Annotated in this window: 21 protein-coding genes and 1 rRNA gene; all 22 read right to left on the bottom strand. The window is 63.8% G+C overall.

Features of this window, described 5'->3' with window-relative positions; translation table 11 throughout:
- Nucleotides 1-37: 37 nt before the first annotated feature.
- Nucleotides 38-1240 (bottom strand): acetyl-CoA C-acyltransferase, encoded by a 1203-nt coding sequence (locus tag Bravens_RS04615; RefSeq protein ID WP_019175316.1) that lies wholly within the window; start codon nucleotides 1238-1240, stop codon nucleotides 38-40.
- 98 nt (nucleotides 1241-1338) lie between these two features.
- Entirely contained in the window at nucleotides 1339-2088 is a 750-nt protein-coding gene (locus Bravens_RS04610; RefSeq protein ID WP_062020742.1) for an SDR family oxidoreductase, read from the bottom strand.
- 156 nt (nucleotides 2089-2244) lie between these two features.
- Nucleotides 2245-3756 carry a ribosome biogenesis GTPase Der gene (gene der / locus Bravens_RS04605; RefSeq protein ID WP_061944362.1) on the bottom strand — a complete coding sequence of 504 codons (1512 nt, stop codon included), beginning with the start codon at nucleotides 3754-3756 and terminating at the stop codon, nucleotides 2245-2247.
- Nucleotides 3749-4411, bottom strand: a complete 663-nt coding sequence (gene cmk / locus Bravens_RS04600; RefSeq protein ID WP_062020739.1) for a (d)CMP kinase — start codon at nucleotides 4409-4411, stop codon at nucleotides 3749-3751. The genes der and cmk overlap by 8 nt, the downstream gene beginning before the upstream one ends.
- Nucleotides 4408-5496: a prephenate dehydrogenase gene (locus Bravens_RS04595; RefSeq protein WP_062020736.1), complete on the bottom strand. Its 1089-nt coding sequence runs from the start codon at nucleotides 5494-5496 to the stop codon at nucleotides 4408-4410. The genes cmk and Bravens_RS04595 overlap by 4 nt, the downstream gene beginning before the upstream one ends.
- Entirely contained in the window at nucleotides 5493-6317 is an 825-nt protein-coding gene (locus tag Bravens_RS04590) for a pseudouridine synthase (RefSeq protein ID WP_061944351.1), read from the bottom strand. Before Bravens_RS04590 ends, Bravens_RS04595 begins: the two co-directional genes overlap by 4 nt.
- Before the next feature lie 59 nt (nucleotides 6318-6376).
- A complete protein-coding gene (gene scpB / locus Bravens_RS04585) occupies nucleotides 6377-6922 on the bottom strand; it encodes an SMC-Scp complex subunit ScpB (protein WP_019175322.1) in 546 nt (181 codons plus the stop codon).
- A gap of 1 nt (nucleotide 6923) precedes the next feature.
- Nucleotides 6924-7682 (bottom strand): segregation and condensation protein A, encoded by a 759-nt coding sequence (locus tag Bravens_RS04580; RefSeq protein WP_082791034.1) that lies wholly within the window; start codon nucleotides 7680-7682, stop codon nucleotides 6924-6926.
- 119 nt (nucleotides 7683-7801) lie between these two features.
- On the bottom strand, nucleotides 7802-8638 hold the full coding sequence (locus tag Bravens_RS04575) for a ParA family protein (RefSeq protein WP_231864047.1): 837 nt from the start codon (nucleotides 8636-8638) through the stop codon (nucleotides 7802-7804).
- A gap of 75 nt (nucleotides 8639-8713) precedes the next feature.
- The gene (locus tag Bravens_RS04570; RefSeq protein ID WP_062020731.1) at nucleotides 8714-9646 is read right to left on the bottom strand and encodes a tyrosine recombinase; all 933 of its coding nucleotides are present in this window, start codon (nucleotides 9644-9646) and stop codon (nucleotides 8714-8716) included.
- 1 nt (nucleotide 9647) lies between these two features.
- Nucleotides 9648-10283 (bottom strand): NUDIX domain-containing protein, encoded by a 636-nt coding sequence (locus tag Bravens_RS04565; protein WP_062020728.1) that lies wholly within the window; start codon nucleotides 10281-10283, stop codon nucleotides 9648-9650.
- On the bottom strand, nucleotides 10276-11379 hold the full coding sequence (locus tag Bravens_RS04560; protein ID WP_062020725.1) for a glycosyltransferase family protein: 1104 nt from the start codon (nucleotides 11377-11379) through the stop codon (nucleotides 10276-10278). Before Bravens_RS04560 ends, Bravens_RS04565 begins: the two co-directional genes overlap by 8 nt.
- Nucleotides 11380-11405: 26 nt before the next feature.
- Entirely contained in the window at nucleotides 11406-12326 is a 921-nt protein-coding gene (locus Bravens_RS04555) for a copper transporter (protein WP_062020721.1), read from the bottom strand.
- A 6-nt stretch (nucleotides 12327-12332) separates the two neighbouring features.
- The gene (gene steA / locus Bravens_RS04550; RefSeq protein ID WP_061944317.1) at nucleotides 12333-13163 is read right to left on the bottom strand and encodes a putative cytokinetic ring protein SteA; all 831 of its coding nucleotides are present in this window, start codon (nucleotides 13161-13163) and stop codon (nucleotides 12333-12335) included.
- 4 nt (nucleotides 13164-13167) lie between these two features.
- A complete protein-coding gene (gene recN / locus Bravens_RS04545) occupies nucleotides 13168-14877 on the bottom strand; it encodes a DNA repair protein RecN (protein ID WP_062020718.1) in 1710 nt (569 codons plus the stop codon).
- Nucleotides 14874-15797: an NAD kinase gene (locus tag Bravens_RS04540; RefSeq protein ID WP_062020715.1), complete on the bottom strand. Its 924-nt coding sequence runs from the start codon at nucleotides 15795-15797 to the stop codon at nucleotides 14874-14876. The genes recN and Bravens_RS04540 overlap by 4 nt, the downstream gene beginning before the upstream one ends.
- The gene (locus Bravens_RS04535) at nucleotides 15794-16681 is read right to left on the bottom strand and encodes a TlyA family RNA methyltransferase (RefSeq protein WP_062020712.1); all 888 of its coding nucleotides are present in this window, start codon (nucleotides 16679-16681) and stop codon (nucleotides 15794-15796) included. The genes Bravens_RS04540 and Bravens_RS04535 overlap by 4 nt, the downstream gene beginning before the upstream one ends.
- Nucleotides 16678-16857, bottom strand: coding sequence for a hypothetical protein (locus Bravens_RS04530; protein WP_061944304.1), 180 nt, complete (start codon nucleotides 16855-16857; stop codon nucleotides 16678-16680). The genes Bravens_RS04535 and Bravens_RS04530 overlap by 4 nt, the downstream gene beginning before the upstream one ends.
- Nucleotides 16854-17837: an HAD-IIA family hydrolase gene (locus Bravens_RS04525; protein WP_062020709.1), complete on the bottom strand. Its 984-nt coding sequence runs from the start codon at nucleotides 17835-17837 to the stop codon at nucleotides 16854-16856. The genes Bravens_RS04530 and Bravens_RS04525 overlap by 4 nt, the downstream gene beginning before the upstream one ends.
- Complete coding sequence (locus Bravens_RS04520) at nucleotides 17834-19417, bottom strand: tetratricopeptide repeat protein (protein WP_062020706.1); 1584 nt, start codon at nucleotides 19415-19417, stop codon at nucleotides 17834-17836. The genes Bravens_RS04525 and Bravens_RS04520 overlap by 4 nt, the downstream gene beginning before the upstream one ends.
- Before the next feature lie 68 nt (nucleotides 19418-19485).
- Nucleotides 19486-20502: an NAD(P)H-dependent flavin oxidoreductase gene (locus tag Bravens_RS04515; protein ID WP_082791033.1), complete on the bottom strand. Its 1017-nt coding sequence runs from the start codon at nucleotides 20500-20502 to the stop codon at nucleotides 19486-19488.
- A gap of 126 nt (nucleotides 20503-20628) precedes the next feature.
- A 5S ribosomal RNA gene (rrf, locus tag Bravens_RS04510) occupies nucleotides 20629-20721 on the bottom strand; the annotation flags it as partial.

The following is a 20721-nucleotide window of genomic DNA, read 5'->3' as shown; positions in this document are numbered from 1 at the left end:
GGATGAGTCGGTGAGGCTCATTCACCCTGCTTGCGCGTTAGGCGACTTCGAACAGACCAGCAGCACCCATACCGCCGCCGACGCACATCGTGACGACAACGTACTTGGCTCCGCGGCGCTTGCCCTCAAGCAGAGCGTGGCCGGTGAGGCGGGCACCGGACATGCCGTACGGGTGGCCCACCGAGATCGCTCCGCCGTTGACGTTGAACTTCTCCGGGTCAATACCCAAGCGGTCACGGCAGTACAGAGCCTGCACCGCGAAGGCCTCATTGAGTTCCCACAGGCCAATGTCGTCAACCGTCAGACCGTGCTGTTTGAGCAGTTTGGGCACGGCGTAGACCGGCCCGATGCCCATTTCGTCCGGGTCCAGACCGGCAACCGCAATGCCGCGGTAGATGCCCAGGGGCTCAAGCCCACGGCGGGATGCTTCTTCTGCGGACATGAGGACGGAGGCCGAAGCGCCGTCGGACAGCTGTGAAGCATTGCCTGCGGTGATCGTCGGGTTGTCGGAGTAGTCCCCCGGCGGCAGAACGGGGTTCAGTCCCGCCAGTCCTTCCAGTGTGGTGGAGGGGCGGTTGCCCTCATCGTGCTCCAGGACGGTTTCGACTTCGGAGATCTCTTTGGTCTCTTTGTCCTGGACCAGCTTGACCGACGGCAGCGGGACGATTTCGTCATCGAAGCGTCCTGCCTCCTGTGCTGCGGCGGTGCGCATCTGCGACTGGTAGGAGTATTCGTCCTGCACTTCGCGGGACACACCGTAGCGTGCGGCGACGACCTCTGCGGTTTTCAGCATCGGCATGTAGAGGTCCGGCTGGTGCTCGGCAAACCACGGGTCACGGGAGCGGTACTGGTCGGCGAAGTGTTCGTTCTGGACCAGCGAAATCGATTCGACTCCCCCGCCGACGGCGATGTCGAAGCCGTCGACGATGATCTGCTTGGCCGCCGTGGCAATCGCCATAAGGCCGGAAGCGCACTGCCGGTCGATCGTCATACCGGCAACCGAGGTGGGAAGGCCCGCCCGGATGGCGGCCTGGCGGCCCAGGTTGGTGCTCTGGGCACCGTGCTGGACGGCCGCACCGAGAATGACGTCGTCGACTTCAGGGCCTTCCAAGCCTGCTCGCTGGACCGCGTGCTTAATGGCGTGGCCGGCAAGCTCCTGCGGCATGGTGTTGTTGAAAGCGCCCCGGTAGGCCTTGCCGATCGGTGTGCGCGCTGTCGAAACGATGACTGCGTCTGTCATGTGTCCTCCTGTGTGGGATGGGGGCTGGTCCAGTGGTTTCCGGCTCAGCCGCGGGGTCCGGCTCAGCCGCGGGGTCCGGCTCAGCCGCGGGGTCCGGCTCAGCCGCGGGGTCCGCCGGCAACGTAGAGAACCTGACCGGACACGAATCCGCTGGCTTCCGAAGCGAAGAACGCCGCAGCGTTGGCAATGTCCTCGGGCACACCGCCGCGACCCACAGGGATGGCACTGACGGCGCGTTCGACGAACGAATCAAAGTCCATGCCCACGCGTTCGGCGGTGGCCTTCGTCATGTCGGTCTGGATGAATCCTGGGGCAATTGCGTTGGCGGTCACCCCGAACTTGCCCAGTTCAATCGCGTAGGTCTTCGTCAGCCCCTGCACGCCGGCCTTTGCGGCCGCATAGTTCGACTGACCGCGGTTGCCCAGTGCCGACGTGGAGCTCAGCGAGATGATGCGGCCGAACTTCGCAGCCACCATGTACTCCTGGCATGCCTTCGTCATGAGGAAGTTGCCCTCCAGGTGCACGGCGAGCACCTTCTGGAAGTCGTGCAGCGGCATCTTAAACAGCAGATTGTCCAGAATGATGCCGGCGTTGTTGACCAGGACCGTGGGCGGGCCGAGTTCCTCAGCAGTTTTCTTCACCGCCGCCTGCACCTGTTCTTCATCCGACACGTCAGCGCCGATGCCGATGGCTTCGCACCCTGCCGCTTTGATCGCCTCAACTGTGTCGCGTGTGTCTTCTTCCTTCAGATCGAATACCGCGACCTTGTGACCGTCAGCTGCGAGTCGTTTTGCTGTTGCCGCACCGATTCCGCGGGCGGCTCCGGTGACGATTGCTGTGCGCGCCATAGATCATTCCTCCTGGTGGTTCTGCGTCTTTGCTGAAAACCTGGTGCGCTTCCTTTTCTACCGCTCAGTCAGAACTTTCCGCAAGAGGTGTCCACAAGGCAGAAGGGGCCGACGGGACGCTCATGGTCCGCCGGCCCCTTCTGCCGCGGTTGGAGCTCAGCGCTTTTTGCGCTTTTCGCGGATGCGCATGGAGATCTCAATCGGGGTGCCTTCGAAGTCGAAGACCTCTCGCAGACGCCGCTCGATGAATCGGCGATAGCCAGGATCGAGGAAGCCGGTGGTGAACAGAACGAACTTCGGCGGCCTGCTGCCGGCCTGGGTTCCGAACAGGATGCGCGGCTGTTTGCCGCCCCGAAGCGGGTGGGGGTTGGCCGCGACAAGCTCAGCCAGGAACGCGTTGAGCTTGCCGGTGGGAATGCGGTTCTCCCAGCTTTCAAGCGCCGTTTCCATGGCCGGGACCAGCCTTTCGACGTGTCGGCCCGATTCGGCGGAGATGTTGACGCGCGGAGCCCAGCTGATGTGGCCGAACTCGCGTTCGATCTCACGTTCCAGGTTCCACCGGCGCTCATCGTCCAGCAGGTCCCACTTGTTGAACGCCACGACGAGGCCGCGACCGGCGTCGATGACGTTGCGGATGATCTTCATGTCCTGGTCGGAGATGACCTCGCTGGCCTCCAACAGGACCACTGCGACCTCGGAGCGCTCAAGCGCGGTCTGGGTGCGCAGTGAGGCATAGAACTCTGAGCCGCTGGCGTTCTTTGAGCGCTTGCGGATACCGGCGGTGTCGATGAAGCGCCACTGCCGCCCGCCGAGCTCCACCAGTTCATCCACGGGGTCGCGGGTGGTTCCGGCTTCGTTGTCGACGACCACTCGCTTGTGGCCGACGATCTTGTTCAGCAGCGAAGACTTGCCGACGTTGGGTCGGCCCACAAGAGCCACGCGGCGCGGTCCACCGCGTTCCATGGCCTGGTCGATCTGCGACTGTTCGGGCAGGATCTTCAGAACCTCATCGAGGAGGTCTGCCACACCGTTTCCGTGCATGGCGGAAATGGGGTGCGGCTCCCCCATGCCCAGTGACCACAGTTCGGCCGCGCTCAAAAGATCCTTGTCGCTGTCGACCTTGTTCGCAGCGAGCAGGACGGGCTTCTTGGTGCGGCGCAGCATGCGCACAATGTGTTCGTCAGTTGCCGTAACACCCGTGCGAACGTCCACGACGAGGACAACGGCGTCGGCAAGCTCAACGGCAACTTCAGCCTGTTCGGCAATGCGCGAAGCAATGCCCTTCGAGTCGATGTCCCAACCGCCGGTGTCAACGAGCGTGATCTTACGGCCCGCCCACTGCGCGGGATAGCTCACGCGGTCGCGGGTGACTCCCGGGACGTCTTCTACAACAGCCTCGCGGCGACCGAGAATGCGGTTGACGAACGACGACTTTCCCACGTTCGGGCGGCCGACAATGGCCAGCACGGGCGCTGGGCCGTCGTCTACGTCGTCATCGTCAAAGCCTGCGCCATAGGCGTTGAGCAGGTCCGCGTCTTCGTCTTCGAGGTCATATTCCTGCAGACCGGCCAGCAGCGATTCCGCCCGCTTCTGCGCGTCGTCATCGCTGATTTCGCTGATCCGGCGGGCGAAATCATCGTCGTGGGTTCCGGTGTACTCCTCAGCCACGCGCTGCCTCCACCAGGTCGAGGACCGCCTGCACGGAAGCTTCGAAGTCGATGTCCGAAGTGTCGAGTGTGTGCACGCCGTCTGCCGCGGTGAGGAAGCTCGTGGTCTTCGAGTCCTTCTTGTCGCGGCCGATGACGTTTTCGGCGGTCGCCTTCATCGTCGCTTCGTCAACGCTGCCGTGCAGCTGCTGGGTGCGGCGGGCAATCCGGACTTCGTCGCGGGCGGTCATGAGGATCCGCACTTCAGCATCCGGGGCGACGACGGTCGTGATGTCGCGGCCTTCCACGACGATGCCAGGTTCGGCCGCGCTGATGATCTCTCGCTGCTTTTCAATCAGTTCGGCCCTGGCATCAGGCACAGCCGAAACGATCGTGGCGTTGGAGGTCACTTCGTCGGTGCGGATTTCCTCGGTGACGTCGATGCCGTCGACTTCGATGTAGAAGTTCTTCGGATCCGTTGAGATTTCAAGGTCGCAGCCGCGGATCTGCTCGACGACATCGCCGGGTTCTTCAACGCCGCGGTTGAGGCACAGCCACACGACGGCGCGGTACATGGCGCCGGTGTCGAGGTAGCCGAAGCCCAAACGCGAAGCGGATTCGCGCGAAACGCTCGATTTGCCAACTCCGCTGGGCCCGTCAATCGCAACTGTGGTCATGCTGTTCCTTCTTGTTCGAGTGCGGCTTCGGGCAGGCGCCAACCGCGCTCCCGCAGGCCGCTGATGAGGTCGATTTCACTTGCCGGGAGGACTGAAACGTCAACGGAGCCCAGTTTAACGCCCGTGGCGTGGTCCATCCGCATGTCTTCGATGTTGACGCCGAGTTCGCCGATATCCGCAAACAGACGCGCCAGAGCACCCGGGGTGTCGTCGACGACGACCGTGACGACGGAGTATCGGGTGGGTGCCGAACCGTGTTTTCCGGGGATCCTGTCGCGCCCCTCGTTGCCCGCCGCGAGCGCTCCGGCGAGCGCAGCATAGGCGCCAGGCCCCAGGTCAAGCGCGCCGATGACGGTGTCGAGGTCGTCGCGCAGGCCTTCAAGAACGGTGCGGATTTCAGCCGCGTTGCCAGACAGAATCTGGGTCCACAGGCCGGGGTCGGAGTCTGCGATCCGCGTGGTGTCGCGCAGGCCCTGACCGGCCAGGGCGATCCCGTCTGCCGGCATGTCGCGCAGCTGGGCTGCCATGAGCGAGGCGACAACCTGCGGGGCGTGGGACACTCGCGCGACCGAGGAGTCGTGGAAGTCTGGGTCGAGGTGGATAACGGCTGCTCCGACCGCTTCGGCTATGTTGACGATGTGATCCAGGCGCTCCTTCGGGGTGTCCTCGTCAGAGCAGACCACCCAGGGGCTCGCGGTGAAGAGGTCACCGCGGGCTGCAATAGCCCCGGATTTTTCACGTCCGGCCATGGGGTGGGAGCCTATGTAGCGGTCGAGTTCGCGTTCACGGGTCTGTTCGCGCACCTGGGCGAGAATGGCTCCCTTGACGGAGGCCACGTCGGTGACTGTTGCCCGCGGCCACGTGCGCAGTGCTGTGACGATGATGCCGGCGCACACGTCCGGTGGGGCGGCAACGATGACGACGTCCGGGTCGGTGGGGTTTTCGCGGGTGCCCGCCCCCATGTCGGCGGCCAGGTTGACCGCGGTCGGCGACAGGTCTTCCAGCGTTACCCGGTGCCCCGCGTTAGTCAGGGCCAACCCGAGCGATGTGCCCAGCAGGCCAGTGCCGATGATGTGGACGTTCACATCTTCACCGCTTCGAACAGCGCGCCGATTTCGTCCGGCCGCAGCGAGCGGACTTTGCCCTGTCGCTGCTCTGCCAGTTCAATGGGTCCGAACTTCGTGCGGACCAGGCGGATGACGGGGTTGCCGACAGCGTCCATCATGCGACGGACAATGCGGTTGCGGCCTTCGTGCAGCACGATTTCGACAAGCGAGACACCCTGAACGGTTTCGATCAGCTTGAAGCTGTCGGCGTGGGCCAGGCCGTCATCGAGTTCGATTCCATCGCGCAGGCGAGCGCTGACGTCCTTGGCGATTGTGCCGCGCACCTGAGCCAGATAGGTCTTCGGGATTTCGTAGGAGGGGTGCGACAGGCGGTTGGAGAGTTCACCGTCGTTGGTCAGCAGGAGCAGGCCCTCAGTTTCGTAGTCCAGCCGTCCCACGTGGAACAGCCGCTCGGGGCGGTCGCCCACGTAGTCGTCAAGGTTTTTGCGCCCCTCCGGGTCGCCCATGGAGGAGACAACCTTCCGGGGTTTGTTGAAGGCGAGGTACACCTTGTCGGTGTGGGTGGTGATCGGCATTGCATCAACTTCGACGCTCTGCTTGTCCGGATCGATGCGGGTGCCGAGTTCGCGCACCTGCGTGCCGTCAACCGACACGCGACCGTCGACGATCAGCTGTTCGCACGAACGGCGCGATCCGAGACCGGCATCTGCGAGCACCTTCTGCAGACGCACACCGTTGCTTGCGTGCACATCACGCGACGGCTGGTGGCGTTCGGCGCGCTTGCGACGCGAGGGCCTTTTCGATGGGTGGCCAGGGAGGCGAGAGTCTTTCGTGCTCATGTCCCCCATTGTCGCAGAGGCCGGGCCGGCTATGCCCGGCGAGGGCCCACCCGCGGGCCTCAGTCGTCGGCGGGGACGTCTTCGGGCAGATAGGGGGCGATGTCCGGAAGCTGGTCGAGACTGTCGATGCCCATTGATTCGAGGAACACCTGTGATGTCACGTACTGGCGTGCTCCCCCAGCGTCGTCGCTGTCGACCTCGACGATGAGTCCGCGCATCAGGAGGGTGCGCACAACCCCGTCGACGTTGACGCCGCGGATGGCGGAGATTCGCGCCCGGGTGACCGGCTGGGCGTATGCGACGACGGCAAGGGTTTCCAGCGCCGCCTGCGACATCTTCGATGATTGGCCTCGCACGAGGAAGCCCTTGACGTTGTCGAACTGCTCTTCGCGCGAACTGATGCGCCATCCGCCGTTGGATGCCCGCAGCTGAAACCCTCGGCGAACGGAGCCGTTCAGACCGTCATAGTCGGCAGCCAGATCAGCCAGCGCTGTTTCGACCGAGGCTCGGTCGATGCCGAGTCCCTGGGCGAGGTCGTCGGCAGTGAGCGGTTCAGCGGAGATCATGAGCACCGCCTCGAGAGCTTCGTACCAGTCTTCGCGCACGTCAGTCCTCCCTGTCCGGTTCCGCGTCTTGTTCTGATTCGCCCAGGTCGGCGCTGCGCAGCTCCTCGCCGGAGGCCGCGGCAACGACGCTCAGCGGCCCCAACGGGGTGTCCTGATGCAGATCGCACAGGTGGGCTTTGAAGAGTTCCAGCAGCGCGAGGAACCGCGCAACGACGACGAGTGTGGTTTCGGCACTGGCCGCCAGTTCCGCAAAGTCAATTCGCCCGCGGCTGGCCAGCTCCCCCAGAATGACGGAGCGCTGCTCGGCAACGCTGACGTGCTCGAGGTGCAGGTGGTCGACTGCCACGGTCGGCGGTGTGTGGTCTCGGCTGATGGCCGTGGCGTAGAGGGCCGCGATGACTTCCGGGGTCGCTGTGAACTCAAGAGGCGGAAGGATGTCGCGGAACTTCTCTTCGAGTTCCGGGGTGCGCGGGATCCGCATGCCCGCTGCGGTCATCTGCTCGCGGAACAGCAGGGACACCTGTTTGTAGGCGCGGTACTGCAGCAGGCGGGCGAACAGGAGGTCGCGGGCTTCAAGAAGTTCGAGGTCGAGCTCATCTTCCACTTGGCCCTGCGGCAGCAGGCGGGCTGTTTTGAGGTCGAGCAGAGTTGCTGCCACCACGAGGAAGCTTGAGAGCTGTTCGAGCCCCTCCGTGGTTGACGCGTGGTCGGTGTCGCGCAGCTGGGCAGTGAAGGCGAGGAACTCGTCAGTCACCTCGGCTAAGGCGATGTCGGTGATGTCCAGGCGTCGTTTGGCAATGAGGTCGAGCAGGACGTCGAAGGGTCCCGTGAAGACGTCGAGCTCAACCGTGAACCCGGCCTCGGCGGCGTCCGCCTCGTCTGTGGCTTGTGCAGGACCGGGGGTTTCGACCGTGTCGATCAGGGTGCGCCCCCGCGGGCAATGAGTTCGCGGGCGAGTGTCCGGTAGGCCTCGGCACCGCGGTGAGACGATGCGAACGATGTGATGGGCTCTGCTGCGACGGACGCGTCGGGGAACTTCACGGTGCGGTTGATGACGGTTTCGAAGACCTTGTCCCCGAAGGCTTCGACAACGCGCTGCACAACTTCTCGCGAGTGCAGTGTGCGGGTGTCGAACATGGTGGCGAGGATGCCGTCGATTTCGAGTGCAGGGTTGATCCGCTCCTGCACTTTTTCGATGGATTCGACAAGGAGTGCGACACCGCGCAGGGCAAAGAATTCGGTTTCCAGGGGAATGATGACCCCGTGGGCTGCTGACAGCGCGTTGACGGTGAGCAGACCCAGTGAGGGCTGGCAGTCCACCAGGATGACGTCGTATTCCGGGGCGAGTTTCTGCAGGGCGCGATCGAGAGCGCGTTCGCGGCCGACTTCGCCGACCAGCTGCACTTCCGCGGCAGAAAGGTCGATGTTTGCCGGCAGCACGTCGATGCCCTCAACGTCGGTGCTCTGGACGACGTCATGGGGGTCCAGGCGGGAGTTCATGAGCAGGCTGTAGACGCTCTGGTCAACGCTGTGCGGGTTGATGCCGAGCCCCACCGAGAGTGCTCCCTGCGGGTCGAAGTCCACCAGCAGCACGCGCCTGCCGTATTCGGCCAGCGCAGCACCCAGGTTGATCGAGGTGGTGGTTTTGCCGACCCCGCCCTTCTGGTTGACGATCGCGATGATCCGCGCGGGACCGTGCTGTTCAACCGGCGGTGGGACTGGAAAATCAGTCAGCGGACGTCCAGTGGGCCCCATTTCGGGGACATCGATGTCGATTTCCTGCTGGTTGTCCACACCACTCACCTTTCTCTTTGCTACTGTTCTTCTAGCCTACCGCGCCCGGGGGTGGGCTGATGCAAATACTTCACGCAGGGACTGCACCGTGACCTTGGTGTAGATCTGCGTGGTCGACACCGAGGCGAGCCCCAGCAGCTCTTGCACCGCACGAATGTCCGCACCGCCTTCCAGCAGGTGCGTTGCGCACGAATGCCGCAGGCTGTGGGCCGTCACACCGGTCAGTCCCGCGGTCTCTGCGGCAGTGCGCACCGCCGCCCACGCGGACTGGCGGGTGAGCCTCCCGCCCCTTTGGTTGATGAACACGGCCGCGGTGCTGCCGCGGCTGAAGGCGGTCCGCCCGCGGGTCAGCCAGGCACCGAGCGCGTCAACTGCGTGACTGCCCAGCGGCACGATCCTCTCTTTGCTGCCCTTTCCGTACAGGCGCACAGCCCCGCCGTCGAGGTCGAGGTCGTCAATGTCGATGCCGACCGCTTCGCTGATGCGCGCCCCGGTTGCGTACAGTATTTCCAGAAGAGCCTTCGCACGCAGACTCACCGGGTCATCGCCCGCGGTTGCGGCAATCATCGATTCGACTTCGAAGACTGTCAGTGCCTTCGGCAGCCGGCTGATGTCCTTCGGCAGCTGGACGTCGACGGTCGGGTCGATCCGACCAGGCGCCTCTGCAGCATAGAACGCGTGGAACCTGCGCAGAGCGGACAGGGCGCGTGCCCGTGACGATGCCGCCGCTCCCCTTTCGGCGAGAACTTCCGAATACCGGCGCACCACCTCGGGATCGACCTGCGCGAAGTCACTCAGCCCCTCGTCGTCCAGGAACCGCAGATAGTCAGCCAGGTCCCGGGCGTAGCCGTCGATGGTGTTCTGTGCCAGGCCGCGCTCCAGGCGCAGCATCGTCAGGTACTCCTCGGTGGGCTGCCGCAGGGCGCGCGGTGCATCGTCCGGGAGCAGCTGTGCTCCTCGTCTGGCCATATCAGCCGTGCAGGTGGCGGTATGCGGGCCACGCGCAGTCGGCCGGTCGCAGACCGGACCATCCGCCGGCACGCGATGCGTGGGCGTGCAGGATGGCCAGCTGCGCGGTGGCGTTGCCGATCCTGCCCTCACGGACCGCCTCGAATGCCTCACCCAGCGGGGTCCAGCGCAGCACGAGGCCGGCCTCTTCGCCTTCGCGCACAAAGTCCGAGGCGTCCTCGGCTAGGTCACGGGCCAGGTAGATGCGCAGAACTTCGCTCAGACCGCCGGGCGAGCTGAGCTGGTCGGCAAGAACCGCCCAGGAGCCAGCCTGGAGGTCGGCTTCTTCACTCAGTTCGCGCTGAGCGGCCAGCAGCGGATCTTCGCCCTGCACATCGAGCAGACCGGCTGGGATCTCCCAGTCGCGCTGACGGACGGGATGCCGGTACTGCTGGATGAGGAGGATCCGGTCCTCGTCATCGACTGCGGCAATGCCGACCGCTCCCGTGTGGTCGACGAAGTCCCGAGTCAGACCGGCTGCTTCCGGCAGGTCGACCGTTTCGCGGCACACGTCCCACACGGCACCGCGAAACACGACTTCCCGCCCGTGGGTCGGATAGTCGACCAGCTGATCAGCCAGCTGTGGTCGTTCAGGCATTGAGGGTCTCGGCGTACGCGTAGAGTTCCAGCAGCGTTTCGACCAGGTGGTCCCGGTTGCCGCTGCGGACGCGTTTGCGAAGCGCGAAGCCGTCGCTGATCCGGTCGGCGGGGCTGCCCGCGTAGCTTGCGATCGCCTGGCCGATTTCGTCTGCCGTGTTGGCGACCGTGGCGTGCGGGCCGTAGGCCCTGGCCAGGCGCTCATTGCCGACCACGATGGTGGCTTTGCCGACGTTCATGACGTCGTCGGAATCAAGGCCGGTCATGCGGGCAGACGCAATGACGATGTCTGCGGCATTGACGACGTTGACGGCGTCTGAGGGTGCTGCAACCGTGACGTAGTCCAGGGCGTGGGAGAGCTTTTCGAGGTGCGAACGGACTCCGCCGCGGCCGGTGAAGACAACCCTCCAGCGGCGGTCGGACTGGGTCTTGTCAAGCGCGACGATCGCTTCGACCACCTCGGTCAGTTCCACGGTGTCTTTGGCTTCGATCGGCACGGCGATGACCATGCGGCCGTCATCGGCGGACAGGCGGCGGCGCATCTTCTTAGCGGACACGTTCGGACGCGGGAAGCCCTGATCGTCGGTGCGCACAAGCTGGGCCCGTTCAGCGACGGCGACGTCGTCTTCGTAGTCGGCAACAACCCGCTCCGTGGTGCCGAGAACCGCGGTTGCAGTGCGGGCGACAATCGAGTGCTGCGCGCCGAAGAGGGAATCGTCTTCGTCACGGCCGACGGTTGCGATGATCGGCGGGTGCATCCTGGTGGGCAGACCGGTCAGACCGAGGCCGGCAAGCACGGCCGCGTGCCGACCGTGGGCGTGGACGACGTCGATGTGCCGGTAGATCTTGTGCAGGCGAAATGCCGAGGTGCCCGCTGACAGGTCAAACGCTGACGGTCGGGCGGGAATATCGATGTGCCGCAGCTGTGGGTGCTGGGCGCTCAGGGCCTGGAATACATCTGCCCGCGAGGCAACCGCAACCCGGTACCCGCGTTCGAGTTGGCCGGCGATGATGGTCGCGGCGGTGTCGGCAATAGGCGAAGACGCCTCGGTCAGAACATGCAGAATGCGCTTCTGCGGGGCCAGCGTGTCGCTCACGTGTAACTCCTTCTTCCCTTCCAAGACTACTTCTTCATACCGGGGTACAGTTCTTCGGCGCGCTGGCCGAAGCCGTAGGCGGCGGGTTTTCCGCCGTCGATGAGGTCTGCTGTCGCCAGCACCGTGATGACGGCGCCCGCGCTGGTTTCAATGCCGTCGACGGTTGTTCCCGTGCGGTCTGACCTCAGCTGGTGGATCAGCCCGCTGTTGCCCAGCGGTCCAGCAGCTACGAGCGGCAGTGTGCCCTGCATTTCTCGGATCGCTTCGATGTAATCGCCGGTGTCTTCGGCGGGCTCAGCTGTTTCCCCTTCGCGTGCCTGTGCCACAGCGGTCCCTTCGCCCGCGACAAAGACAAGCGCGTCGACTTTGCCCGCCTTGCCGCCGGTGATCCGGCCGTGGTCGCGCAGGATCTTCAGAACGTCTTCTGCTTCCTGTTCTGACAAGGAGTCGGCTTTGCTGCCGACACCCCACACTTCGGTCAGCGCTCCGGCAACTGCCTGCGTGGGATCCTGTGGGCCCGCGTCCACATATTCGCGTAGCTTCTCAACCAGATCGCCCTGCGGGTCTTCCACCGAGAACGTCGTCTTTGTCAGCGTCCCGCCGTCGACAACACTTGCGCCCGCGGCTGTCAGCTGCTGCTCGAGCCCGCGCACATCTGCGCCGGCGGCCTCTTCTGCGCTAATGATCGAAACAGTGCGGCCGCGCAGTTTGCCGTTGATGAGGTCCGGCGCGTGTGCTTCGACAAACTCATTGAGGCTGCTGGTTTCCTCACGGCTCTTATCGAGCTCACCGCGCAGGTTGTCACGGTCCTCGCGCAGTGCCTGCACTTGGTCTTGCAGGGACTCTCCGATGGGTGCTTTGAGGGGGCCTGCGCCCAGCACAATCCCAACGGCCAGCGCCAGGAACACCGAAAACAGGGAAACCAGATGGTAGCGGAAGTCGATCACGGGTTCTCAGCCTTGGATAACGGACGGTAGATGGGTGTGAAGCAGTGCGTCGGAGCGCGGGCTCCCGCCTCCGAAGAGTCCGAAGAAGCCGTCGAGCTGCGCGGCGATGAGCTCCAGCAGAAGACGCCCGGACTCGGTGGCCGCCAGAGCTGCGGCGAGCGCCAGCAGGCCGGCCAGGGCGAGCACCACCAGCTGCCAGGATCCTGCGCGCTGCCGATAGAGCAGCGACACTCCCTTGGCGTCGACGACGCGTGACCCGAGGATCATGCGGACCACATATGCCGACGGCTGGCTTTCAGCACCAGCGTGGGCGTATTCGATAACGGCCGGTGAGCCCACGGACACGATGAGCGGCGCTCCGAGGGCGTCCGCCAGCAGAAGTCCCGCGTCTTCGTTTGTTCCGGCGGTTTTCAGGACGTCGTAGTGCAGTCCCTCTTTTTCCAAACGCTGGATGCCCTCGGCAGGGCGGTCTGGACCGTAGTGGGCGATGAGCACAGCGCCGGATAGAAGCGGCGAATCGCCCACGGCGTCGAGGTTGCCGATCACAATGTCGGGGCGGTGGCCGGCCTCGAGCAGCGCGTCGGCGCCTGCGTCAACGCCGATGAGCAGCGGACGGTATTCCCGAATGTAGGACTTGAGCATTGCCAAGTCCTCTTTGTAGTTGTACCCGGCGGATACGACCAGCGCTTGGCGTTTGAACATCGATTTGGGGATGTCCGGAAGGTCGAGTGCGCTGAAGAGGAGGTCGGGATGAGCGTGAACGAACGTCGCCATGTCGTCGACGAGGTCGGCGATGATCCCGCCGTGCCCTTTTTCAACAGATTCTGCAGTGTCCACGGGGCTATTCTTTCACGCCGCTGAAGGAGGATTTTTCCTGCGCGGCGATCGCCAGGAGTTCGTCTGCGTGTTCGCGTGCCGAATCGGATTCGGCCAGGCCGGACAGCATGCGTGCCAGTTCGTGTTCCCGTTCGTCCCGGCTGAGCACGGTCACTCCGGAGACGACGCCTTCTCCGGCGTCGTCTTTGGCAACCGTGACGTGGTTGTCCGCCCACGCGGCGACCTGCGCCAGGTGAGTGACGACGATGACCTGCGAGTGCCCAGCCAGCTGTGCCAGGCGTCGACCGATTTCAATGGCGGCCCGGCCGCCGACTCCGGCGTCGACCTCGTCGAAGACAAACGTCGGGAACGCCACACTGCGGGCCATGACCACTTCGATGGCGAGCATGACGCGCGACAGTTCGCCGCCGGAGGCGAGTTTGCCGATTTCGCCGGGCACGGTCGATGAGTGAGCGGCGAACAGCAGCGACACGCTGTCGCAGCCGTGGGCGGCCGGTTCGGCTTCTTCGATTTCGAAGGTGATCGACGCCTTCGGCATGGACAGCGCGGCGAGTTCAGCACCGACAGCCTGTGAAAAGCCGTCCGCGGACTTCTTCCGCTGTTCGGTCAGCTGCGCGCCCTTCTCGAGCATGTCCGCTTCGGCGGCTTCGACCTGCGCATCCATGGTGGCGAGGCTTTCACCGGCTTCGCGCAGCCGCAGGAGTTCCTCACCGGCCTGTGTTTCAAACGCCAGAACCGCCGAGGTGTCCTCACCGTAGGCGGACAGGGAGCCGAGGTCTGCACGCCGCTGTTCGATGTCTTCGAGTGACCTTTCGCCGAGCTCGTCAAAGCCGGACAGGTATTCACTCAGTCGTGCCGCCCGGTCTGACAGCTGCAGACCCAGGTCGGTCAGAGCCGAGGCGTGCTCCGTGAGGGTTTCATCCGCTGCGGCCGCCTGGTTCAGCTGTGCGGCGGCCGCATTGACCTGGTCAACAGCATTGGCGGCGTCGTCCCAGTCGGCACCGGTGAGTGCCGCCTGGGCCGCCGCGACTGCGGTTTTGAGTTCGTGAGCCGATGCCAGCCGGTTGGCAAGGGCGGTCAGTTCGGCGTCTTCGCCCTCGAGCGGGCGGACTTCCTCAATCTTTTCGAGCGCGGTTTCCAGGAACTCAATCCGCTGTGCTCTTTCGGTCGAGGTGGCGGTCAGTTCAGCGTGCTCTTCTTTCAGGGAGGTCCACTTGGCGTAGGCCGCGGAATAGGCATCGCGCACCTTGGCAAGTTCGTCACCGCCGTAGCTGTCGAGCAGTTCGCGCTGCCGGGTGCGGCTGCGCAGGGTCATCTGCTCGGACTGGCCGTGCATGGATACGAGTTCCTGGCCGATGTCTGACAGCAGGCCGGCCGGAACGGTGCGTCCGCCAGCGGTTGCCCGAGCACGACCGGACGCGGGAATTGTCCGAGTGACGATGAGTTCGCCTTCAGCTTCCCCGCCGGCGTCTTCGACTCGCTCAGCAACTGCGGGCTGGTTGTCGATATCGAAGATTCCCTCAACAACCGCTTTGTCTTCTCCGGCGCGCACAACGTGGCTGCCGCTGCGAGCGCCCAGCAGGAGGTCAAGGGCGGTGACGAACATCGTCTTGCCAGCTCCGGTTTCTCCCGTGACGACTGTCAGACCGGGAGAGAGCTCCACCTCGGCGGCCTTTATCACCCCGAGGTTCTCAATGCGCAGAACCTCAATCATCGCGGGCCCCCCGGTCCGCGCCAGCCGGCGACCGGCAGCTGGAACTTGGCGACCAGACGGTCGGTGAACACTCCCTTGTTCAGGCGTGCCAGCGGCACCGGGACGGCCGAGCGGCGAGCTTCCACGCGTGCACCTTCCGGCAGGTCGAAGCGGAAGCGCCCGTCGCAGAAAAGGACAGCCCTTGTGCCGGGTGTCACCGGCTGGAATTCCACGCCCAGGGTTGAGGACGGCGACACGACCAGCGGAGTGGAGAACAGCGCGTGGGCTGAAATCGGCACCATGAGGAGCGCTTCGACGTCCGGCCAGATAATCGGCCCGCCGGCCGAGAACGCGTAGGCGGTCGAACCGGTCGGGGTGCCCATGATGACGCCATCGCAGCCGAATGACGAAACGGGACGGCTGTCGACTCCGACAACCACTTCGATCATCGAGGCGCCGCGGTCTTTTTCCACGGTTGCCTCATTGAGCGCCCAGTCTTCGTGGACCACCTCGTCGCCGAGGGTGACGGTGATGTCGAGGCTCATACGCTGTTCGACGACGTAGTCGCGGGCGATTGCGGCTTCGACGGTGTCGTGGAGATCTTTGCGCTCGGCTTCTGCGAGAAAGCCCACGTGGCCCAGGTTGATGCCCATGATCGGCACGCCGGTGCCGTGGAAGTGAGATGCTGCGCGCAGGATCGTACCGTCCCCGCCTAGGACCATGACGAGTTCGGGGCCGGTTTCAGAGTCGAGTTCAGCGAAGTCGCTGAGGACCTCAATGCCGGTCAGATCCAAGTCGCCATAGGACGACAGGCTGGCGTATTCGCGCTGTGCGATCACCGGTGTGATTCCGCGGTCGATCAGGCTTGCGCACACAGTCTGCGCAGCCGCGCGGGCACTCTTGCGGTGCGGATGCACCACGACGACGATTCTTCGATTCACCGAGCCTCCTTGCCACCCAAACTATCAGCCCGGTTGCCCTCCCGCTCTGTTCGAGCGGGGATGGTCAGCGGGTGCTCGGCTCCCGTGCGTATGTGCTCGGCAATGCTGTCAAGGTCGAGGCCCTCCCCCGCCGAGGTGGAACTCAGGGGCCGCTGTGTCTGCCCCTTGTGCGCCCACAGGAAGTATTCGATGTTGCCGGTCGGTCCCGGCAGTGAGGATTGAACGATCCCGCGCACGTGAGCTCCGAGACCGGTGACGTGTTCTGCAACGGAGCGCACAGCTTCGGCACGGTCCTGCGGATCGGTGACCACGCCGTGTTTGTCCAGGGCGCTGCGGCCGGCTTCGAACTGCGGTTTGACCATGAGCAGAAGATCACCGTCGGTGTTCTCCAGCAGCGGACGGACAATGAGGGTCAGCGAAATGAACGACACGTCGGCGACAGTCATCTGCATCTTGTGACCGTCGACCCAGTCCTCCGTGAGCTCCCGAAGATTATGCTCTTCGAGGCTCGTCACCGCCGGGTTTTCGCGGAGACTCGAGTCGAGCTGGTCCGTGCCGACGTCGACCGCCCAGACATGCTCGGCGCCTCGTGACAAAAGGACCTGAGTGAAGCCGCCCGTGGACGCTCCCGCGTCCAGGCACTTCAGTCCGGTGGCATCAAGTGCGAAGGCGTCGAGCGCGCCGATGAGCTTGTGAGCCGAACGAGCAACCCAGGGATCTGCGTTGTCCACGGTGATGTCGGCAGTGTCGTTGACTGGAACAGAGGGTTTGATGGCGATCTTGCCGTCGACCGCGACCCGGCCGGCGCGGATTTCGCGTTGGGCTCGGTTGCGGGAACGGACCAGGCCGCGCTCCACGAGGGCTGCATCCAGGCGAAGCGTCATGATGCGCGCGCGTCGAGAATCGATTCGATGCGGTCAATCAGCGCTTCTGCGGCTTCAACCGCTTCTGGTGTTTCCGCGCTGAGAATCTTATCGAGCGCCGCCCGCAGGTTGTGCTCCTCGCGGTCCGGAGTGGGTGGCGGCTGCGGTTTCGCGCCGGGTGTCGTGGAGCCAATCATGCGAAGCGCTCCGGAAGGGTTCCAGCGTCCAGCGGGCGATCGAGGTGCGCAGACAGAGCGAGAGCCGCGGCTGTGGCGTGTGCGTTTGGTCCCGAGTGAACGATGCGGTTGTCTTCTACGTGCACGCGGGCTTCGCCGCACACGGCGGTCTCACCGTCGCAGCGGACGGCCGGGATGTCTTCGACGGCGGCGCGGACTGTGGCAATCGACGCGGTAATGACGTCGGGCTGCTGGCTTGGCGGCAGTGCCAGGGCCGAGTGGACGGAGTCGACGCCGGTGAGCACGAGGGCTGTCCGCATACCGGCTGCTTTGCCCGCAGCGATGTCGGTTGCGATCTGATCGCCGACCATAACGGTGTCGCTCATTTTCTGGGCTTGTGCTGCAAGAGTGAGCATGGTGGCTTCGGGTTTGCCGAACACCTCGGGATCGATGCCCGTACATTCCTGCACGATGCGCACAAAAGAGCCGTTGCCCGGGAAGAACCCGGTTTCTTTCGGCAGGCGGAGGTCAGGGTTGGTTGCACAGAACTTCGCGCCGGCGCGCACCGCGGCGATTGCGCAGCACAGATCGATGTTCCCCACATCAGCGGCAAGCCCCTGGAGAACAGCATCAACTCGCTGCCTTTGGCTGTCGAGTTCGTCGACGAGGTCAGCAGTCGGCAGGACGGGTTCGAGGCCTGCCTGCTCCACACAGGCGGCGAGGAATTCGCTGCCGACGATGAGCACACGAGAACCCGCTGGCAGCACCTCGGACAGGGACTGTGCTCCCGCAATGGCGGACGTCATGACCTGGCTGTCGGCGATGTCGACGCCGAAGCTGCGAATGTGCTCAGCCATTGCAGCGTTGGAGCGCGAAGCGTTGTTCGTGACGAAGGCGATGGGACTGTGAGCGGCGAGTTCGTTCAGCGCCGCACCGGCCCCGGGAATCTCCGCTTGGCCGGTATAGACAACACCGTCGAGGTCGAAAAGCCAGCCTGTCACAGGTCAAACATGGGAGGAGTGTCTCCCGGCTCCGGATCGTCGTCCACGCTCGGCTGGCGCTTGGCTTCGGCGTCCTCAGATTCCGTGTCTTCAGGTGCAGGTTCGGATACTGGAGCTGTTTCGGTTTCTGCGGGCTCGGATTTGGCAGCCTCTGTTTCGGCGACTGCGGCTTCACCCGCTTCAGCTTCCGCGGTTTCCGGCTTTTCATCGGCTTTTCGCTGTTCCTGAGCAGCGTCGATGTCGGCCATGATTTCGGCCATTTCCTCGTTGATTTCGTCTTCGAGGGTGTTGCCTTCGGCCACAGGAACAGGCCCATCGTCAGCGGGCGCTCCTTCAGACTTGTCGTCCCCCACGGCTGGTCCGGCTTCCTCGTCTTTCTCTGTCCCAGCATCGCGCAAGTCTGAGTCAGCCGAAACGTCTTCAGCAAGTTCGATAGTCGCGGATTCCGCGTTATCAGACGCTTCCTCGGCCTGCTCGTCTTCGGCGGGGTCTTCTTCGGTCTGCTTGTCGTCGGCGGCTTCGTCTTCGAGTTCTTCTTCGATGACGATGATGTCGACTTCTTCAGAGGCATCGGTCAGGCCGGTGCGTTCGGCGGTGACCTGAGCGAGTTTGTCGTACTTGTCCGCGGTTTCGCTGTCTCCACTGACGCGCAGCAGATCGGCATACGCCTGCAGCAGGCGGATTGCGCTTGCGGGCTTGTGGCCAGTGAATCCGACGTCTTCAATCGTCTTGCGGGCCGTTTCAAGGTCACCCAGGTCGGAGTGGGCTCCCGCGGCGACGATTGCCAGTTCGAGCCAGATGTCTTTGCTCAGATCATTGCGATTGGCATCCGCGAACATGTCGATTGCCTTTTGGGGCCTGCCGCGGCCGCGTTCGGCATCGGCGATGACCGCGAGGTTGTCTTTTGAGCCGGTGATCCGCATGTGCGTGCGAAGTTCGCGGGAAGCTTCGTCGTACAGGCCCTTGTGGTAGGCGACGAGGCCGAGTGCTTCACGGGCTGCACCGATTCGGCCTGCGCTGCGTGCGGCGGCTTTTGCGTGTTCGTAGGCCTGGTCGAGGTCAACGTCGAGAAGGAAGCCTGCAGCAACGATGTGCTTGGCGGTCCGTTCCGAGTTTTCCGCACTCAGGCCGCGCAGTTCGCTTTTGACGTGGCCGGGGAGTTCTTTTCCTGTGATGCCCTCAGGGATGGGAGGGGCATTGAAGCGTGGACGGTCGTCACGCTTTTTGGGGCGACGGTCCGAGCGCTTATTGTCTTTGAAGCGCGGTTTTCCGTCCCACTTCTTCCGACGGCCACCATCGCGACGCTCACCATCCCAGGAACGACCGTCACGGCGGCGGTCACCGTCCCACTTCTTCCGACGGTCACCATCACGGCGCTCACCATCCCAGGAACGACCGTCACGGCGACGCTCTCCGTCCCACTTCTTCCGACGATCAGCATCGCGGCGCTCACCATCCCAGGAACGACCGTCGCGACGGTTGTTCTTGCGCTCAGTTCCGGAATCACGGCGCTGGAAGCGGCTGCCGCGGTCTGGACGGCGTTCGCTGCGCTGTCCGTCGTGTGATGATGAATTCGCCACTGTTCTCCCCTATTGAAATCTGCAGGCTACAGTCTATCGTGGACGCGCTTACCAGCTAGTTTGGACGTTCAGAAACCGTGTGAGTTCAGATACTCCGAGAATTCGCGCACGATTTCGACCGCGCTCTGTTCCCTGCATTCAGCCCATCTGCTTCCAGCCCACAGGTTCTGCCAAGCGGGATCATCGCCAGCTGCCTTCTTCAAAGAACCGACCAGGGTGTTCACCTGTGGATATCCGATCACGGCTTCAGAATCAAAGCGGTCAATGAACTCGTTGCGCAGACCCCTGGCTGGACGTCCAGAGAATGCACGCGTCCGTGTGGTTTCGGTGTAGGTGCCTTCTATGAGAGCACGGCGGTGGCAGGGTTTTGTCCCAGCCTCGTAGCTGGTGAGGAACCGAGTTCCGATCTGAACTGCATCGACACCTCGATCCAGAAGGATAGCTGCGTCTGCGGGCGTCCCGATGCCTCCGGCAGCAACAAGTGGAAGGGTGACTCTGCTGCGAGCTTCGTCAATAAACGCTGTCAAAGGGAGCGTGCTCGGTTCGGCCCACTGGTCAAACTGTGCGCTGTGGCCGCCGGCCTCCGGACCCTGAAGAATCAGGAAGTCCGCTCCGTTTGCCTCAGCTATGACTACTTCAAACGGGGTGGTGACGGTGATGCCGACGCGAATGCCGACGGACTGAAGAGAAGAAACGACACTCGTGTCAGGAAGCCCAAACGTAAAAGTGCAGTAGCCAGGTTGGCGCTGCAGAACAATATCGACCTTCGCGTTAAAAGAATCGTCCGTGAACGAGGGGACAGCTGGCAGGTCTACACCAAGCTCGGCAAACGCTGGCTGCAGAGCATTTCTGTAGGAATCGAGATCCTCGTACTTAGGGTGGTGCGCCTCCGGAACGAAGAGGTTCACGCCAAACTGCCGGTCGCCGACATCGACAATCTGCTGGTCAAGGGCCTGTGGGCTCAGATACCCGCCGGCTAAGAAGCCGAGTGCACCGGCATCGTGGACTGCTTTCACCAAAGACGGTGTTGTGGGTCCACCGGCCATAGGAGCTTGAATGATCCGGTTCGAAATAGCTGTGGCCATGCGGTAACACTACATAGCATGCTGGATGATTTCAGCAGAAATGGGTGAAGGCCCTGCAGGTGCCCCGGGGAGCAAATCAATGCTCAACCCTCGGGGGCGACCTGTCAGGGCCTTCGTTATGGGTGATTGCGGCAGTGTCTTACTCTCCCACACATGTGTGCAGTACCATCAGCGCTGTCAGGCTTAGCTTCCGGGTTCGGAATGGGGACCGGGCGTTTC

The organism is Brevibacterium ravenspurgense (assembly GCF_001584615.1).
Classification (GTDB): Bacteria; Actinomycetota; Actinomycetes; order Actinomycetales; family Brevibacteriaceae; genus Brevibacterium; species Brevibacterium ravenspurgense.
This window is presented reverse-complemented; position numbering and strand designations above follow the sequence as displayed.

Excerpts from the sequence above, each read along its gene's own strand:
- Bravens_RS04615 (WP_019175316.1), bottom strand. The coding sequence starts at position 1,240 with ATGACAGACGCAGTCATCGTTTCGACAGCGCGCACACCGATCGGCAAG.
- Bravens_RS04610 (WP_062020742.1), bottom strand. The coding sequence starts at position 2,088 with ATGGCGCGCACAGCAATCGTCACCGGAGCCGCCCGCGGAATCGGTGCG.
- cmk (WP_062020739.1), bottom strand. The coding sequence starts at position 4,411 with ATGACCACAGTTGCGATTGACGGGCCCAGCGGAGTTGGCAAATCGAGC.
- Bravens_RS04590 (WP_061944351.1), bottom strand. The coding sequence starts at position 6,317 with ATGAGCACGAAAGACTCTCGCCTCCCTGGCCACCCATCGAAAAGGCCC.
- Bravens_RS04575 (WP_231864047.1), bottom strand. The coding sequence starts at position 8,638 with ATGGGGCCCACTGGACGTCCGCTGACTGATTTTCCAGTCCCACCGCCG.
- Bravens_RS04570 (WP_062020731.1), bottom strand. The coding sequence starts at position 9,646 with ATGGCCAGACGAGGAGCACAGCTGCTCCCGGACGATGCACCGCGCGCC.
- Bravens_RS04565 (WP_062020728.1), bottom strand. The coding sequence starts at position 10,283 with ATGCCTGAACGACCACAGCTGGCTGATCAGCTGGTCGACTATCCGACC.
- recN (WP_062020718.1), bottom strand. The coding sequence starts at position 14,877 with ATGATTGAGGTTCTGCGCATTGAGAACCTCGGGGTGATAAAGGCCGCC.
- Bravens_RS04535 (WP_062020712.1), bottom strand. The coding sequence starts at position 16,681 with ATGACGCTTCGCCTGGATGCAGCCCTCGTGGAGCGCGGCCTGGTCCGT.
- Bravens_RS04530 (WP_061944304.1), bottom strand. The coding sequence starts at position 16,857 with ATGATTGGCTCCACGACACCCGGCGCGAAACCGCAGCCGCCACCCACT.
- Bravens_RS04515 (WP_082791033.1), bottom strand. The coding sequence starts at position 20,502 with ATGGCCACAGCTATTTCGAACCGGATCATTCAAGCTCCTATGGCCGGT.